Origin of the sequence: Syntrophomonas sp. UBA1041 (genome assembly GCF_002316705.1) — a bacterium.
In the GTDB taxonomy this organism is placed as follows: Bacteria; Bacillota; Syntrophomonadia; order Syntrophomonadales; family Syntrophomonadaceae; genus DTU019.
On sequence record NZ_DCEA01000017.1, the window covers coordinates 46,033 to 60,330 of the forward strand.

The 14,298-nt window shown below is 53.0% G+C and carries 13 protein-coding genes; 12 read left to right on the plus strand and 1 reads right to left on the minus strand.

Going from position 1 to position 14,298, the window contains the following annotated elements:
• The 8 genes from B2633_RS03750 to B2633_RS03785 form a co-directional block, all read left to right on the plus strand.
• Positions 1–1,049, plus strand: a 1,049-nt coding sequence (locus B2633_RS03750; protein WP_483169234.1) for a dihydroorotase, incomplete at its 5' end; no start/stop codon positions are given.
• 7 nt (positions 1,050–1,056) lie between these two features.
• On the plus strand, positions 1,057–2,127 hold the full coding sequence (locus B2633_RS03755; RefSeq protein ID WP_481038443.1) for a carbamoyl phosphate synthase small subunit: 1,071 nt from the start codon (positions 1,057–1,059) through the stop codon (positions 2,125–2,127).
• Positions 2,128–2,153: 26 nt separating this feature from the next.
• Positions 2,154–5,372, plus strand: coding sequence for a carbamoyl-phosphate synthase large subunit (carB, locus tag B2633_RS03760; RefSeq protein ID WP_483169236.1), 3,219 nt, complete (start codon positions 2,154–2,156; stop codon positions 5,370–5,372).
• Between the two features lie 36 nt (positions 5,373–5,408).
• Positions 5,409–6,197 carry a dihydroorotate dehydrogenase electron transfer subunit gene (locus B2633_RS03765; protein WP_483169238.1) on the plus strand — a complete coding sequence of 263 codons (789 nt, stop codon included), beginning with the start codon at positions 5,409–5,411 and terminating at the stop codon, positions 6,195–6,197.
• Between the two features lie 150 nt (positions 6,198–6,347).
• Positions 6,348–7,292, plus strand: coding sequence for a dihydroorotate dehydrogenase (locus tag B2633_RS03770; protein WP_483169240.1), 945 nt, complete (start codon positions 6,348–6,350; stop codon positions 7,290–7,292).
• Positions 7,293–7,465: 173 nt separating this feature from the next.
• A complete protein-coding gene (gene pyrF / locus B2633_RS03775; RefSeq protein WP_483169241.1) occupies positions 7,466–8,194 on the plus strand; it encodes an orotidine-5'-phosphate decarboxylase in 729 nt (242 codons plus the stop codon).
• Positions 8,188–8,763, plus strand: a complete 576-nt coding sequence (gene pyrE / locus B2633_RS03780) for an orotate phosphoribosyltransferase (protein ID WP_481038448.1) — start codon at positions 8,188–8,190, stop codon at positions 8,761–8,763. The genes pyrF and pyrE overlap by 7 nt, the downstream gene beginning before the upstream one ends.
• Before the next feature lie 26 nt (positions 8,764–8,789).
• Positions 8,790–9,083, plus strand: a complete 294-nt coding sequence (locus B2633_RS03785; protein WP_483169242.1) for a hypothetical protein — start codon at positions 8,790–8,792, stop codon at positions 9,081–9,083.
• 66 nt (positions 9,084–9,149) lie between these two features.
• Here the strand turns inward: B2633_RS03785 and B2633_RS03790 are convergent, their stop codons facing one another.
• Positions 9,150–10,931, minus strand: a complete 1,782-nt coding sequence (locus tag B2633_RS03790) for an Rqc2 family fibronectin-binding protein (protein ID WP_483169243.1) — start codon at positions 10,929–10,931, stop codon at positions 9,150–9,152.
• Positions 10,932–11,112: 181 nt separating this feature from the next.
• Between B2633_RS03790 and B2633_RS03795 the strand changes: the two genes are divergently transcribed.
• From B2633_RS03795 to B2633_RS03810, 4 genes are all read left to right on the plus strand, one after another.
• Positions 11,113–11,502, plus strand: a complete 390-nt coding sequence (locus B2633_RS03795) for a hypothetical protein (RefSeq protein WP_481038451.1) — start codon at positions 11,113–11,115, stop codon at positions 11,500–11,502.
• Between the two features lie 238 nt (positions 11,503–11,740).
• Positions 11,741–12,538, plus strand: a complete 798-nt coding sequence (dapB, locus tag B2633_RS03800; protein ID WP_483169244.1) for a 4-hydroxy-tetrahydrodipicolinate reductase — start codon at positions 11,741–11,743, stop codon at positions 12,536–12,538.
• 213 nt (positions 12,539–12,751) lie between these two features.
• Positions 12,752–13,666: a dipicolinate synthase subunit DpsA gene (dpsA, locus tag B2633_RS03805; RefSeq protein WP_483169246.1), complete on the plus strand. Its 915-nt coding sequence runs from the start codon at positions 12,752–12,754 to the stop codon at positions 13,664–13,666.
• Positions 13,667–13,681: 15 nt separating this feature from the next.
• Entirely contained in the window at positions 13,682–14,287 is a 606-nt protein-coding gene (locus tag B2633_RS03810; protein ID WP_483169247.1) for a dipicolinate synthase subunit B, read from the plus strand.
• The last annotated feature ends 11 nt before the right edge of the window (positions 14,288–14,298 follow it).

The following is a 14,298-nucleotide window of genomic DNA, read 5'->3' on the forward strand; positions in this document are numbered from 1 at the left end:
CGGCAGGCGGATTTACCACCGTGTGCTGTATGCCCAACACCAGTCCGGTGATTGACAACATGGCGGTAGCACGCTTTGTCAGAGAGCGGGCTCAGCGCAGTGGTGTGGTAAATGTCTTGCCGATCGGCAGCATTACCAAGAAGCAAGCCGGAGATGAATTGAGCGAGTATGCCGATTTACTAGCAGCGGGCTGTGTGGCCTTTTCAGATGACGGCAGACCGGTCAGCAAAGCCGGCGTGATGCGGAATGCCCTGGAATATACCAAGATGTTCGGAGTGCCCGTATTGTCCCATAGCGAAGACCTGAATCTGACCGCTGACGGACAGATGCACGAAGGCTACTACTCGACCTATTATGGATTGAAAGGCATACCGGCGGCAGCCGAAGAAGTGATGGTAGCCCGGGATATAGTTCTGGCCCGTCTCACCGGAGGGCAGTTACATATTTGTCATGCTTCTACAGCCGGTGCGATGGAGCTGATCCGCCAGGCTAAAGCGGAGGGCTTGAATGTTACCTGTGAGGTAACCCCGCATCACCTCACCTTAAGTGATGAGATAGTGGGCACTTACGATACCGATACCAAGGTAATGCCGCCATTGCGATCACAAGAACATATTGCGGCCTTGAGGGCCGCACTGTTAGAAGGCACCATAGACTGCATCGCCACTGACCATGCTCCCCATCATCTGGAGAGCAAGGATTGTGAATACAACCTGGCTGCAGTGGGGATTTCCGGACTGGAAACCGCCGTGGCGGTAATCATGGACCAGCTGGTCAGCCAGAATCTGCTCCCCCTGCCAGAAATGGTCAGGCTGTTTACTACCGGCCCGGCCAACGTCATGGGGCTGGCCAAAGGCCGGCTCAATGCCGGGGATACCGCGAATATTACCATCATTGATCCTGATTTGACCAAAACCGTTACTCCGCAGCAATTTTATTCCAAAGGAAAGAATACCCCATTTAAGGGCATGCAGCTTACCGGATGGCCCTGGGCCACCATTGTAGCCGGCAAGCTGGTTTATATCAACGGCAGGATAATAGAGGAGTGAAGATAAGGTGAAAGGCTACCTGGTGCTTGAAAACGGCAGGGTGTTTACCGGCAAACTGTTGAACGATTGCATGATGGCCGGGGGTGAAGTGGTATTCACCACCGCCATGATCAGTTATCAGGATATTATTACCGATCCGTCCTATTACGGTCAGATCGTAATTATGACCTATCCCCTGGTGGGCAACGTGGGCCTGGTTCAGAAAAGCTATGCCTCCAAAGGGGCTATGCTGCGCGGCCTGGTGCTGCGCGAGGCCACCGATTTCCCAAGCCATTATGAAATGGAAACCGATCTGATCAGCTTTCTTAACAAGAGTGAAATTGCGGTTTTAACCGAGGTGGATACCCGGGCGCTGACCCGGGTGATTCGCAATGAGGGCAGTATGGGGGGCATAATCACGGATTCGATCGAGAATCTGAGCTGGCTGGAAGATAAGGCCAGAAACGCCAGGAAGGAACTGGAAGGCGATCTGGTGCAGTATGTGACCCGCAAGAACATCATGAAGTTCGGGGCCGGAGACCTGAGAGTGGTAATGGTGGATCTGGGTACCAAGCGCGGTTATATCGACCTTTTGACCAAACGCGGCTGCGAGGTGGTGGCGGTGCCGGCCCGGACCACGGCCCGAGAAATACTCGAACTGAACCCGCAGGGGATCCTGATATCCGACGGGCCGGGAGATCCTGAGGCAATCGCCTATGTGACTGAAACCTGCCGCTCCCTCCTGGGTAAGAAGCCTATCTTTGGCATCGGCCTGGGTCACCAGGTACTGGCTATGGCCCTGGGCGCTAAAATCAAACGCTTGCCTTACGGCCATCGCGGCAGCAACCATCCGGTGAAAGACCTCAAAAATGGACGCGTTTATATTACCACACAAAACCACGGTTTTCATATAGACGAAGCATCCCTGTCCGGCCTGAATGTTCGAGTCACCCTGCGCAGCTTGAACGACGGCAGTGTGGAAGGCATCGCGCATTTAAGCCTGCCGGTTTACTCAGTGCAATTCGATCCCGAGGGCTTCCCGGGATACAGTGAAACCGGATTTTTCCTGGACGATTTTGTGGGCATGCTGAAACCATAGGTGTGCCTGAACTGGAGGATAGACTTATGCCACTGGACAAAAACCTGAAAAAGGTCCTGGTCATCGGATCAGGCCCGATTATTATCGGGCAGGCCGCGGAGTTTGACTATGCCGGCACCCAGGCCTGCAAGGCCATCAAAGAAGAAGGCATCGAAGTTGTATTGTTAAACAGTAATCCGGCTACCATAATGACCGATACCGACATTGCTGACCGGGTTTATATGGAGCCCATCACCGTTGAATCCGTGGTGAGGATTCTGGACCGGGAGAAACCGGACGGGATCATAGCCAATCTGGGCGGCCAGGTGGGGCTGAATATGGCTCTGTCTCTTGACAAAGCTGGCATCCTTGAAGAAAAAGGGGTGCCGGTGCTGGGAATGCCTTTAGAGGCAATTTACCGCGCCGAGGACCGGGAGATGTTCAAGACCACTATGGAGGAAATCGGAGAGCCCATACCCGAGAGCGACATTGTCCATAACGTAGACCAGGCCCTGCAGTTTGCGGCCGAGGTGGGCTACCCGCTGATAGTACGCCCGGCCTATACCCTGGGCGGCACCGGAGGCGGCACTGCGCACAACGACGACGAATTGATGGAAATCGCCACCCGCGGCTTGAAGAGCAGCGCCATTCACCAGGCTCTGATCGAGCGCAGCGTAGCCGGATACAAGGAGATCGAGTTCGAGGTGATGCGCGACCACAACGACAATTGCATCACCATCTGCAGCATGGAGAATGTCGATCCGGTAGGCATACACACTGGAGACAGCATAGTAGTCGCTCCGGCCCAAACCCTTACTGACGAAGAATATCAGATGCTGCGCTCAGCCTCGTTAAAAATTATCCGTTCCTTGAGGATCGCCGGGGGATGTAATATACAGTTTGCCCTGGATCCCTTGAGCAAGAAATATTTTGTCATCGAGGTGAATCCGCGGGTGAGCCGTTCCAGCGCCCTGGCTTCCAAAGCCACCGGGTATCCCATTGCCAAGGTGACCACCAAAATCGCCATCGGCTACAACCTGGACGAAATCCTCAATGCCATCACCGGGAAAACCACGGCCTGCTTTGAGCCGGCTATCGACTATGTAGTCCTCAAGGTGCCGCGCTGGCCATTTGACAAATTCGTGTTCGGTGATCGCCGCCTGGGGACGCAGATGAAGGCCACCGGTGAGGTCATGGCCATTGATCGCAGTTTTGAAGCCGCTTTTCTCAAATCTATCCGCTCCCTGGAAATCGGCATCAACGGGCTGCGTCTGCCGGAATTGACTGAATTGGGCGATGTAGAACTCAAAGCCCGCCTTAGCCATGCCGATGATGAGCGTATTTTTATAATCGCCGAGGCTTTCATGCGCGGGGCTTCTATAGATGAACTGCATGATATCACCGCAATTGACAAGTATTTTCTTAAAAAATTCAAAAATATCATCGATTTCTCACGGCGCTTGGAAAAGACCCCGTTGGGATTGGATATACTCAACGAGGCCAAAAAAATCGGAGTATCAGACAGTGAAATCGCTTATTTTAAGGGGATTAGCGAAGATGAAGTGCGCCAACTGCGGAAATCATACGGCATAATCCCCACCTACAAGCTGGTGGATACCTGTGCGGCCGAGTTTGATGCCGAAACCCCTTATTTCTATTCCTGCTACGAGGAGGAGAATGAAGCCATCCACCAGGACGGCGACCGCAAGGTTCTGGTCATCGGCTCCGGACCGATCCGGATCGGCCAGGGCGTGGAGTTCGACTACTGTTCGGTGCACTGCGTGTGGGCTTTGCGGGAGGCGGGCTTAAAGGCCATCATAGCCAACAACAACCCCGAAACCGTCAGCACCGATTTTGACACCTCAGACCGGCTGTATTTTGAGCCGCTGGTTTACGAAGATGTGATGAATATCATCGAGGAAGAGCGCCCTGAAGGCGTGATTGTGCAATTCGGCGGGCAGACTGCCATCAACCTGGCCGGGCCGTTGTCCAGGGCCGGGGTAAAAATATTTGGGACCAGCAATGAGAGCATCGACAGGGCTGAGGACCGCAACCGCTTCGATACCATGGTGGAGCAACTGGGCATTCCCCGCCCGCCGGGGAAAACGGTATTCCATCCCGATGAGGCCGTGAAGGTGGGCGCTGAAATCGGCTACCCGGTTCTGGTTCGGCCTTCTTATGTTCTCGGGGGCAGGGCCATGGAGATCGTATACAGTGAAGACGAACTGCGTGAATATATGCAGACTGCGGTCAAGGCCAGCCCGGAGCATCCGGTTCTGGTGGATAAATACCTGCTGGGCAGGGAGATCGAGGTGGATGCAGTCTGTGACGGCAGCGAGGTCCTGATCCCCGGTATAATGCAGCACATCGAGCGGGCCGGGGTGCATTCCGGCGACAGTATGGCGGTTTTCCCGGCTCACAGCCTAAGTGATTTTATCCGGGATAAGGTGGTGGATTACACGATTCGCCTGGCCCTGGAATTAAAGGTCAAAGGCCTTATCAATATTCAATTTGTTGAATATGAAGACGAGCTCTATGTTCTGGAGGTTAACCCGCGTTCCAGCCGCACCGTGCCTTTTGTCAGCAAAATCACCGGTATTCCAATGGTCAAGCTGGCCACGGAGATTATGCTGGGCAGAACCCTTGGCGACCTGGGCTACCCGGGGGGGCTTTATAAAACCCCCGCTTTCTACGCCGTAAAAGTGCCGGTGTTTTCTTTCAACAAACTGCATCAGGTGGACATCAACCTGGGACCGGAGATGAAATCCACCGGAGAAGTACTGGGAATCGCTCATAACCTGAACAGCGCGGTCTACAAGGGCCTGCAGGCAGCAGGAGTGGAAGTCAAAGGGGCCGGCGCCATGGTGGCCACCGTATCTGACAAAGATAAAACCGAGGCTATCCCGGTTATTGCCGAGTTCGCCAGGCTGGGGTTTAAGATCACCGCCACGGAAGGAACCGCCCAGGCCCTTGAAGAATACGGAGTGAAGGTGCAACGAGTTAAGAAGCTCAAAGAAGGTTCCCCCAATATCGTCGATCTGATTCGGGAAGGTCAGGTGGATGTGGTGGTAAACACGCTTACTCAGGGGCGCAGGCCGTTCAGCGACGGATTTCATATCCGCCGGGCTGCAGTGGAATTAAATGTGCCCTGTTTAACCTCTCTTGACACTTTGAAGGTGATTCTGGAAGTCTTAAAAGGGAATGAGGAGGCCAAGCCTCAGGAGGTGCAATCCTTGCAGGAATATGTGGCCGAATTCCGCCAGTAAAGATTTGATGGTATGATTAGACTCGGAGGTAAGATAATGCCTGCTGTGGAAAAAGGATTAGTTGCAGCCCATCAAAAAGTGGGCCACCACTTATATGAAATCGAGATTATAGCCCCGCAAGTCGCCCGGGAGGCACAACCGGGACAATTTGTGCATCTTCGCCCCGGTCAGACTCACGACCCCCTCTTGAGAAGGCCTTTAAGCCTCTATGATGTGGACAAGAAACTCGGCAGCATCACCCTGCTCTACAAAGTGGTGGGGCGGGGCACCGAGCTGCTGAAGAAGATCGGGAGCAGGGAGCATGTGGATATCATGGGGCCGTTGGGGAAAGGATTTACTCTCCCTGCAGCTGGAAAAAGCGCGCTGTTAGTAGGCGGAGGAGTGGGCATAGCCCCGCTCGTATATTTAGCCAGGGTCTTGCAGGAGAAGGGACACCCTGTTGAGGCCGCCTGCGGGGCGGCATCCCGTAGCGAGGCCGCTGCCTTTGAACGCAAGTTCAATGAACTGGGTATTCAAACCCGGCCGGCTACCATGGACGGCAGCCTGGGCTATAAAGGCACAGTGGTGGGACTACTGCAAGAACAGCCGCAATTTGCCGGGGTAGACATGATATATACCTGCGGTCCGGAAATGATGATGGAAGCCGTGACCGTTTTTGCCCGCCGGCACAGCATCAGGGGGGAAGTGTCGCTTGAAGAAGCCATGGCCTGCGGCGTAGGCGCCTGTTTGGGCTGTGCCCGCAAACTCAAACCCGAGGATGATGATTATGTGAAGGTTTGCAAAGACGGGCCGGTTTTTGACATGGATTTGCTGTTTCAGCATTAATGACCGGATAACCGGTCATTAATCTGTGAGGACTTAAAGGGGACGTATAGTTTTTGCCAACACCGTGATTATATTGTATTGCAACTATTTTAAGCTGTGGTTAGGCCTTTGTTAAATTTGGGTTAAAAAAACTTGATGGGAGGGCCGGCTTTGAAGAAGGATTTGGCCGTATCGGCGCCATCCCTGGATCTATCAGTCAACCTGGGGGGCCTGATGATGAAAAACCCTGTAGCGGTGGCATCGGGAACCTTTGGCTACGGCTTTGAATACCAGGATTATGTTGATCCCGCCTCGATCGGGGCGGTGATTGTAAAAGGAACTACCCTGGAGAAGCGCATTGGCAATCCTCCGCCGCGTATATGTGAGACTCCGGCCGGCATGCTCAATGCCATCGGGCTGGAAAACCCCGGGGTGGAGGCTTTTGTGTCTTTCCATCTGCCCAGGCTGCGGCAGGGAGGAGTGACGGTGGTAGCCAACATCGCCGGCAACACCGTGGAGGATTATGAACAAGCCGCCGCCATCATAGGCAGGCAGCCGGGAGTGGCCGCAATTGAACTGAATATTTCCTGCCCCAATGTCAAACAGGGCGGCTTGCAGTTCGGTACCGATCCCGCTATGGTGGAAGCGGTGGTAAGGGCAGTAAAAGCACAGACTGCGCTGCCGGTGATTCCCAAGCTGTCGCCCAACGTCACCGATATTGTGGCTATTGCCAGAGCTGCCGAGCGGGGCGGCGCTGATGCCCTGTCGATGATCAACACCCTGCTGGGCATGGCTGTGGATGTGAAGACTCGCCGGCCGGTTCTGGGCAATGTGTTTGGCGGTTTGTCCGGACCGGCCATCAAGCCGGTGGCATTAAGGATGATCTACCAGGTTTACCGGGAAGTGGCCTTGCCTATCCTGGGCGGCGGCGGTATTGTCAATACCAGTGATGCCCTGGAGTTTATCATGGTTGGGGCCCGGGCCGTGTCGGTAGGCACCGGGTTGTTCGTCAATCCGGCACTGCCGTTGGAGATCAGCGAAGGAATCAAGCAGTATTTGCTGGAACAAGGTCTGAACAGCATAGATGAACTGGTGGGAGCGGCCCATCGTATCTGACCTTCAGAACTGCGGGCGCCGCCCCTTTGTGCAGTAAAACGCAATTCCTGTGGATTACTGTGAAATGAGAAAAGCTTATAGGATTAAACAGGCTGGTTAAAACCGTAAGAGAGATTTTCTCAACATCTATCGAGCTGATTCATACTTAGATTAATGCAAGAGGAGGAAAAGCTTTGCAGGCTAAAGACCGCATTATTCTGGCCCTGGATGTGGATACCAGGCGCCAAGCCCTGACCCTGGTGAAAGAGTTGGCTCCGTATGTAGGAGTTTTTAAAGTGGGTATGCAGCTTTATAACAGCACCGGACCCTCCATTGTCTCAGAAATCAACGACTGCGGAGGTCAGGTTTTTGTAGATCTAAAGTTCCATGATATACCCAATACCGTAGCCGCCGCGGGGCGAGTCATGACCAGACTGAACTGTGCCATGTTCAATATTCATGCCGCCGGGGGGCGGGCCATGATGAGCGAACTGAGCCGTGAGGTTAAGCAGGAAGCAGCGCGGCTGGGGTTTCCGCTCCCATTAACACTGGCGGTGACGGTTTTGACCAGTATTGCCCAGCCAGATCTGGAAAGTGATATGCTTATCTCCGGTTTGACCGTGGAACAGGTGGTGGTTAAGTGGGCCCTGGCGGCCAGGGACTGCGGCATCGGAGGCGTAGTCTGCTCACCGCGGGAGATCGCCGCCATCCGTACCGCCTGCGGAGCGGATTTTAAGATTGTGACCCCGGGGATCAGACCGGCCTGGTCGGAGGCCAATGATCAGAAGCGCATCACCACACCGGCACAGGCGGTTGAGCTGGGAGCTGACTACATAGTCATCGGGCGGCCCATCACCGCAGCGGCGGATAAGGTGGCGGCAGCCCAGAAGATTATAGAGGAATTGGAGGCAGCAAAATGCTAGAAAAAACACAGGCTATAGAGATATTCAGCCAGGCCGGAGCCTTATTAGAAGGGCATTTCCGGCTCACCTCGGGACGGCACAGCAATCAATACATGCAGTGCGCCCAGGTCTTAAAATATCCGGCATTCACAGAACAACTGGCCCGGCACCTGGCCGAGGTCTTCAAAGATGACGGAGTGGAATTGGTAATTGGACCGGCTATGGGAGGCATCGTGGTAGCATATGAGGTGGCCCGCCAGTTAGGGGTTTTAGGCATGTTTACCGAAAGAGAGAATGGCCAGATGGCCTTGAGGCGCGGTTTTAGCATCGAGCCTGGTCAGCGCATTCTGGTTGTGGAAGATGTGGTGACTACCGGAGGTTCAGTTAAAGAGGCTATAGAAGTTGTCGAGAAACTGGGAGGACAGGTGGCAGGTGTCGGGGTTCTGGTGGACCGCAGCAATGGTTCGGTGGACTTCGGGGTGAAACAGGCCGCGGTCTTGTCTCTGGACATAACCTCCTGGGAGGCCGAGGACTGCCCGCTGTGCCGGGAAGGCAAACTGCCGCTAGTAAAGCCTGGCAGCCGGGCTTAGGCTGACATGCTGTAAGGTGGATAAAGATGAAGGTATATCTAAACGGAAACGAGATGCAGTATAAAGAAGGCGGCTATGAATACGTTTTCATGAAAACTTATCAGCGCAGCCAGACCGAAGTGGTGAAAAAGGATTACGGCCAGCTGACCCTGCAGCTGTATGACAACGGGGTGCAGATTCGCACCCTGGCCACCGCTAACGAGGTTTCCACCCTCGTCAATCGGGACGTGGCGGTCGATGAAGTCAAAAAAAAGATCTATATTCTGGAACCCGGCAATAAAGTAACTACCAATCCAGACGGCTCACTTAATATAGAATAATTTGGAAGGCGTGGATGACTGGAAAACACGGAGGAAAGTCTTCCAGGCGACCAGGAGCGGCCAGGTCTAGGTCACGGGTGTTTTGACTTCGGACTGAAGCAGCTTGGCCAGGCGGTTTTCCTGGGGATTGATGACTATGGTCCAGTAGTTGTCGTAGATGACCATACCCGGTTTGGCGCCGCCGGGCTTGCGCACCTGGGAACGAAAGGTGTAGTCCACCTCAACCTTTTCCGATTGGCGGGCTTTGCTAAAATAGGCGGCCAGGAGTGCGGCTTCCTCCAGGGTGGCGTCGGGCAGCTCCTGAATGGATTTTATTTTTCGGGGCAGGCGCACAATCACATGCGAACCGGGTATGTTTTTGGTATGCAGCCACAAATCGTGGGGATCGGATTGTTTCAAGGTCAGGTTGTCATTCTGGCGGTTATTGCGTCCTACCAGGATGTCCAGCCCGTCGCTGGAGAGATACCGGCGCGGCATGGTGCGCGGTCCGGACGACTTTCTTCCTTTTACTTTGTTCCTGCCGTTCTTATCCCTTTCCAGCTCTTCGCTGATCTCCTCCATATCATCTGTACTTTCAGCTTGCTGAATAGACAACAGGACTGATTCCAGATAATCTATCTCCAACTGATTGGCAGCCATGAGGCCTTCCAGGTGGGCGATAGTTTTGCGGCTCTTGTTGTACAGCTTAAAATAGCGCTGAGCATTCGTAATCGGGCTGAAGCGGGCATCCAAAGGAATCACTATTTTTTCACCGGAAGTATAATCCTCCAACACGGTTTCTGTCATGCCTTTCTCCAGTTGATAGGAATATGCGGTTATCAATTCACCCCAGATCTTGTATTGCTCCTGGTTGCGGGCCGCGGTCAGGTCGCCTTCCTGGTAAAAACGCTTCTTGCAAGCCTTATCCAGAATCAGTTTGATGTGGCGCGACAGGTTGGTCTTCCATGATTCCAGCCGCAATGCGTCTAATTTGGCGGTATAATATTGGTCGCAGGCAGTATTGATAGAATCAAAGGCCCGGGTGGGGGCGGCACTGATGGGATATGCGGCGAACTCAACCGGGTGGCCGTCCTGATATGAAAGAGTAGGCTGTGCCGCTCCGCTCCGCACCGTTTCCAGCAATACCTTCACCTGATGGTATAGTTTGCCCAGCTCATATTCTCCGCATTGCGCTGCCGGCAAAGTGGGGTTAATGCCTGTCATCAGGCAAATCTCGCGGGCCGTAAAAGGGCTCACCCCGGAAAACAGGCTGAACAAGGCCTGTGATACGGCGGTTTCATCCTGAGCCCAGATGCCGCGGCAAAAGCTCTCGTACTCTGTTTCCAGGGGATTGAGTTTGTTCTGGCCGGGAGGTGCTATATAGGGCTTTCCCGGCAGCACTTCCCGGTAAGAACTCACATCGCTGCCGAATTTCTTAATGGCGTCGATTATAATCCCGGTTTCGGGGTTAATGAGGATAATATTGGAGTGCCGGCCCATGAACTCGCAGATTAAACGCCTGATAGTCCATTCGCGGAAATCATCCAGAGCCTCGATATCGACCATCACCATGCGTTCAAAGCCCAGCTGTTTTACGGCTCTGATTTTCCCGCCCTCAAGATGTTTGCGCAGCAGCATGCAAAACGCGCTGGGACGGGGCGGATTGGCCTTGCGGCTGGCAGTCAGATGCATCCGTGCCCAGCGCGGATTGGCTGAAAGCAACAGCCGGTGGTTGCCCCCTTGCAGCATGCGGATGGAAAAAACCAGCTCGTCTTTTTCCGGCTGGTGGATTTTGTCAATACGGGCTCCGGCCAGGGCCAGGTTTAATTCTGCGGTTATGGCTGCGATGGTGAATCCGTCAAAAGGCATTTTAAAACCCTCACAATCTGTTTGGTAAATAACGGCAAAGCGGTTGATTGTCGATTTTCTCTGACCAGAATATTTAAATAATAAGAGGAATACCACAAGGAACAGAGAACTAAAAATATAACTAAATGGCCGGGAGGTGATCACTACGTCTCAGTTGGTAGTCAGTCTATACAACAATATTTTGGAACAGGTAATGCAACTGGAGAGTTCCAAAAAAGAAATCAGCACCGAGATACTGCTTGCGCGCGAAGAACGCAAGCGTCTGGCCTTGATATATAATTTTCTCAGTTATGACTTGAGCAAACATGAGCTTTTGGAACAAGCCGCGGTCATTGCACTCACCAACCGCGAGAAACTGGTACTAGACCACCTGAATCGGCTTTACTACACGGTTGAGGAACAGGAAACCGTAGAAAAGATCAGGCATGAGATTAAATGCACCCAACGCTTCATGAAAGTGGTCAACCGTGCCAAAGACGAAAAGGCTGCCCTGACTTTTTCCGAACGGCGCATGGTACAGGAAATCATAAAATTTGTAGTGGCCCAGGCCAGGCTTTATAATCAGGTCTAAAATACCATAGCCATACAATAATCAGCCCGGGAGCCTAGCCCGGGTTTTTTATTTTTTCGTGAAAATAGGCCGGCGCAACTGTCGATCGGGCCAGGGCGTCATCTCCTCATTCCTGCCGGGACGGGGAAGCAACCGGCCAGCCCCGTTGTTCATGTTGATATAGCAGATTATAACAAATCTTGACTGCGGTAACAAAATATATAAAACTAAATGCTAGGAAATAATGGGAGGTTGAAGTATGTCAACACCGATAAAGGTTATTATTGTCGGCGCTCTGGGCAAAATGGGGCGGGAAACCGTCAAAGCCCTGGAGAACAGACTCGACATGGCAATTGCGGGCCTGGTGGATGTAATGCATCCCGGGGTTTCTTTTGCCGAACTTACCGGCATAGACTGCGGTCTGGATCTGGAGAATGACCTGGAAGGCTTGATCGCAAAGGTTAAGCCCGATGTTATGATTGACTTTACCAACCCTCAGGCGGTTTTCAATAACACCCGCCGGGCTTTAGCCTGCGGGGTGAACTGTGTGGTAGGCACCACCGGTCTTAACGAAGCGGAACTTTCCCAATTGGAGCAATTGGCCCAGGCCAACGGAACCGGGGTGGCAGTAATCCCCAACTTCGCTATCGGGGCGGTCTTAATGATGAAATTCGCCCAGGAAGCAGCCCGCTACCTCCCCGATGTAGAGATTATAGAAACCCATCATGATCAAAAAATGGACGCCCCCTCGGGTACGGCCTTAAAGACTGCAGAGATGATCAATGCCAACCGGGGCATACAACCTCCCAGGAACTCCCGCGAATTTGAGAAAATACCCGGCAGTCGAGGCGGCAAGGCGGGAGATATCCGCATTCACAGCGTGCGTCTGCCCGGTTTTGTGGCTCACCAGGAAGTGATTTTTGGCGGGCCCGGACAGAGCTTGACCATTCGCCACGACTCCTACGACCGGGTTGGTTTCATGCCCGGGGTAGTGATGGCAGTGCAAAAAATCGTAGGGATAAAAGGACTGGTTTACGGCATGGACGCCCTGATGTAAGTATGAGTTGCTGGCATTTCTGGCTATATTTAAAAAATAAACCCACCATGTCGCTGGAATTGCACCAGCGACATTTTTTATCCAGCCAGCCTTAAACGGCTTTATTGCCTGCTTTAAGGCCATCCAGGGCCGGTTCCAGACAGGCACCAGTTCTGATAAGTACACATATAATGCTAATAATTGTAGCCACTACATCTATAAAGGAGGAAGACAGTGAGTTCAGTGTTGTCTGGAATAAAAATTGCCGTATTGGGCGGAGATGACCGGGAAGCGATTCTGGTGCACGAATTGGTGAAAATGGGGGCTACGGTTACAGTAGCCGGTTTTCCCCGCGATATGGTCTGCCATGGCGCCCTGCCGGTGAACACTGTCGAGGACGCATGTAAGGAAGCGGAAGTCGTTATCATGCCTCTTCCCGGAACCAACCCCGAGGGGGTCATCCGCGCGGTATATACCGAGGAGCCGCTGCTTTTAACCTATTCGGCTTTGCAGATGCTGCCTGCCCATGCCCTGGTCATTATTGGTTCCGCTCGTCCCTACCTCAAGGAATGGTGTGAGACCCTAAACCTCAGTCTTCTGGAAATCGCTGAAATAGATGAAATCGCCATACCCAACTCAATTCCCACTGCTGAAGGTGCTCTGCAGATAGCCATAATGGAGAGCCGCATAACCATTCATGGCAGTAAGTCTTGTGTCATAGGATTTGGACGCGTCGGCATCACCCTGGCCAGATGCTTAAAGGCGCTTGGCGCAGAAGTAACCGTAGTGGCGCGCAATCAGGGGCAGCTAGCCAGAGCCCAGGAGATGGGATGCCGCCGGGCTGAGTATGATCAGCTCAAGCAGATCATGAAGGACAGTGATCTGGTGTTTAATACGGTTCCGGCCCTTGTTCTCACTGCCGAATCTTTAAAACATGCCAACCCCAATATGGTTGTTATCGACCTGGCCACACAACCCGGCGGAACTGATTTTGAAGCCGCCAATAATTTTGGTCTTAAAGCCATTTTGGCTCCGGGGCTTCCCGGCAAGGTGGCTCCGGTCACCTCAGGCAAGATCCTGGCCGAGGTTGTACCTAGATTGATTGTGCAAGAAATGTCCAGGTTGGGCGAACCCCTGCTCCTGGATTGAACGGAGGTGAAAAATGTGAACACTGTACTGGAAAAGCGGCTGGACAATATCAGAATCGGAGTGGTTGTAACCGGGTCGCATTGCACCGTTGGGGAAATCATGCTCCAGCTCAAGAGACTACGGGAGGCAGGGGCAGAACTTTATACCATTTTTTCATATACCGCCGACCAAACCGACAACCGTTTTTACCGGGTGGATGATTTAAAACAGGAAATCCATGATATCACTGGACGCGGCGTTATTAACAGCATAGTCGGGGCAGAACCGATCGGACCCCAGAAGTTGCTGGATGTTGTCGCGGTTATGCCGGCTACCGGCAATAGTATTGCCAAATTTGCCAACGGTATTGTTGACACGCCCGCCTTAATGGCCATGAAAGCTCAGCTCAGGAATCAGCGTCCGGTAGTTATTGCCATCTCTACCAATGACGGCTTGGGGCTGAACGCTAAAAACATCGGCCTGTTGCTCAATACAAAAAATATTTATTTTGTACCCTTCAGACAGGATAATCCCATGGAAAAAAGCAATTCCCTGCAAGCTGATATGGACCTGGTCTACGATACTATCGTCTCTGCTTTAGAAGGCAAACAACTGCAGCCGGTCTTGCTCGGCCCCCGCTAATTCATTGAGTC

Bases quoted from the DNA above. Each gene is read 5' to 3' on its own strand.
- carB (WP_483169236.1), top strand. From the start codon at position 2,154: ATGCCACTGGACAAAAACCTGAAAAAGGTCCTGGTCATCGGATCAGGC.
- B2633_RS03765 (WP_483169238.1), top strand. From the start codon at position 5,409: ATGCCTGCTGTGGAAAAAGGATTAGTTGCAGCCCATCAAAAAGTGGGC.
- pyrE (WP_481038448.1), top strand. From the start codon at position 8,188: ATGCTAGAAAAAACACAGGCTATAGAGATATTCAGCCAGGCCGGAGCC.
- B2633_RS03785 (WP_483169242.1), top strand. From the start codon at position 8,790: ATGAAGGTATATCTAAACGGAAACGAGATGCAGTATAAAGAAGGCGGC.
- B2633_RS03790 (WP_483169243.1), bottom strand. From the start codon at position 10,931: ATGCCTTTTGACGGATTCACCATCGCAGCCATAACCGCAGAATTAAAC.
- dapB (WP_483169244.1), top strand. From the start codon at position 11,741: ATGTCAACACCGATAAAGGTTATTATTGTCGGCGCTCTGGGCAAAATG.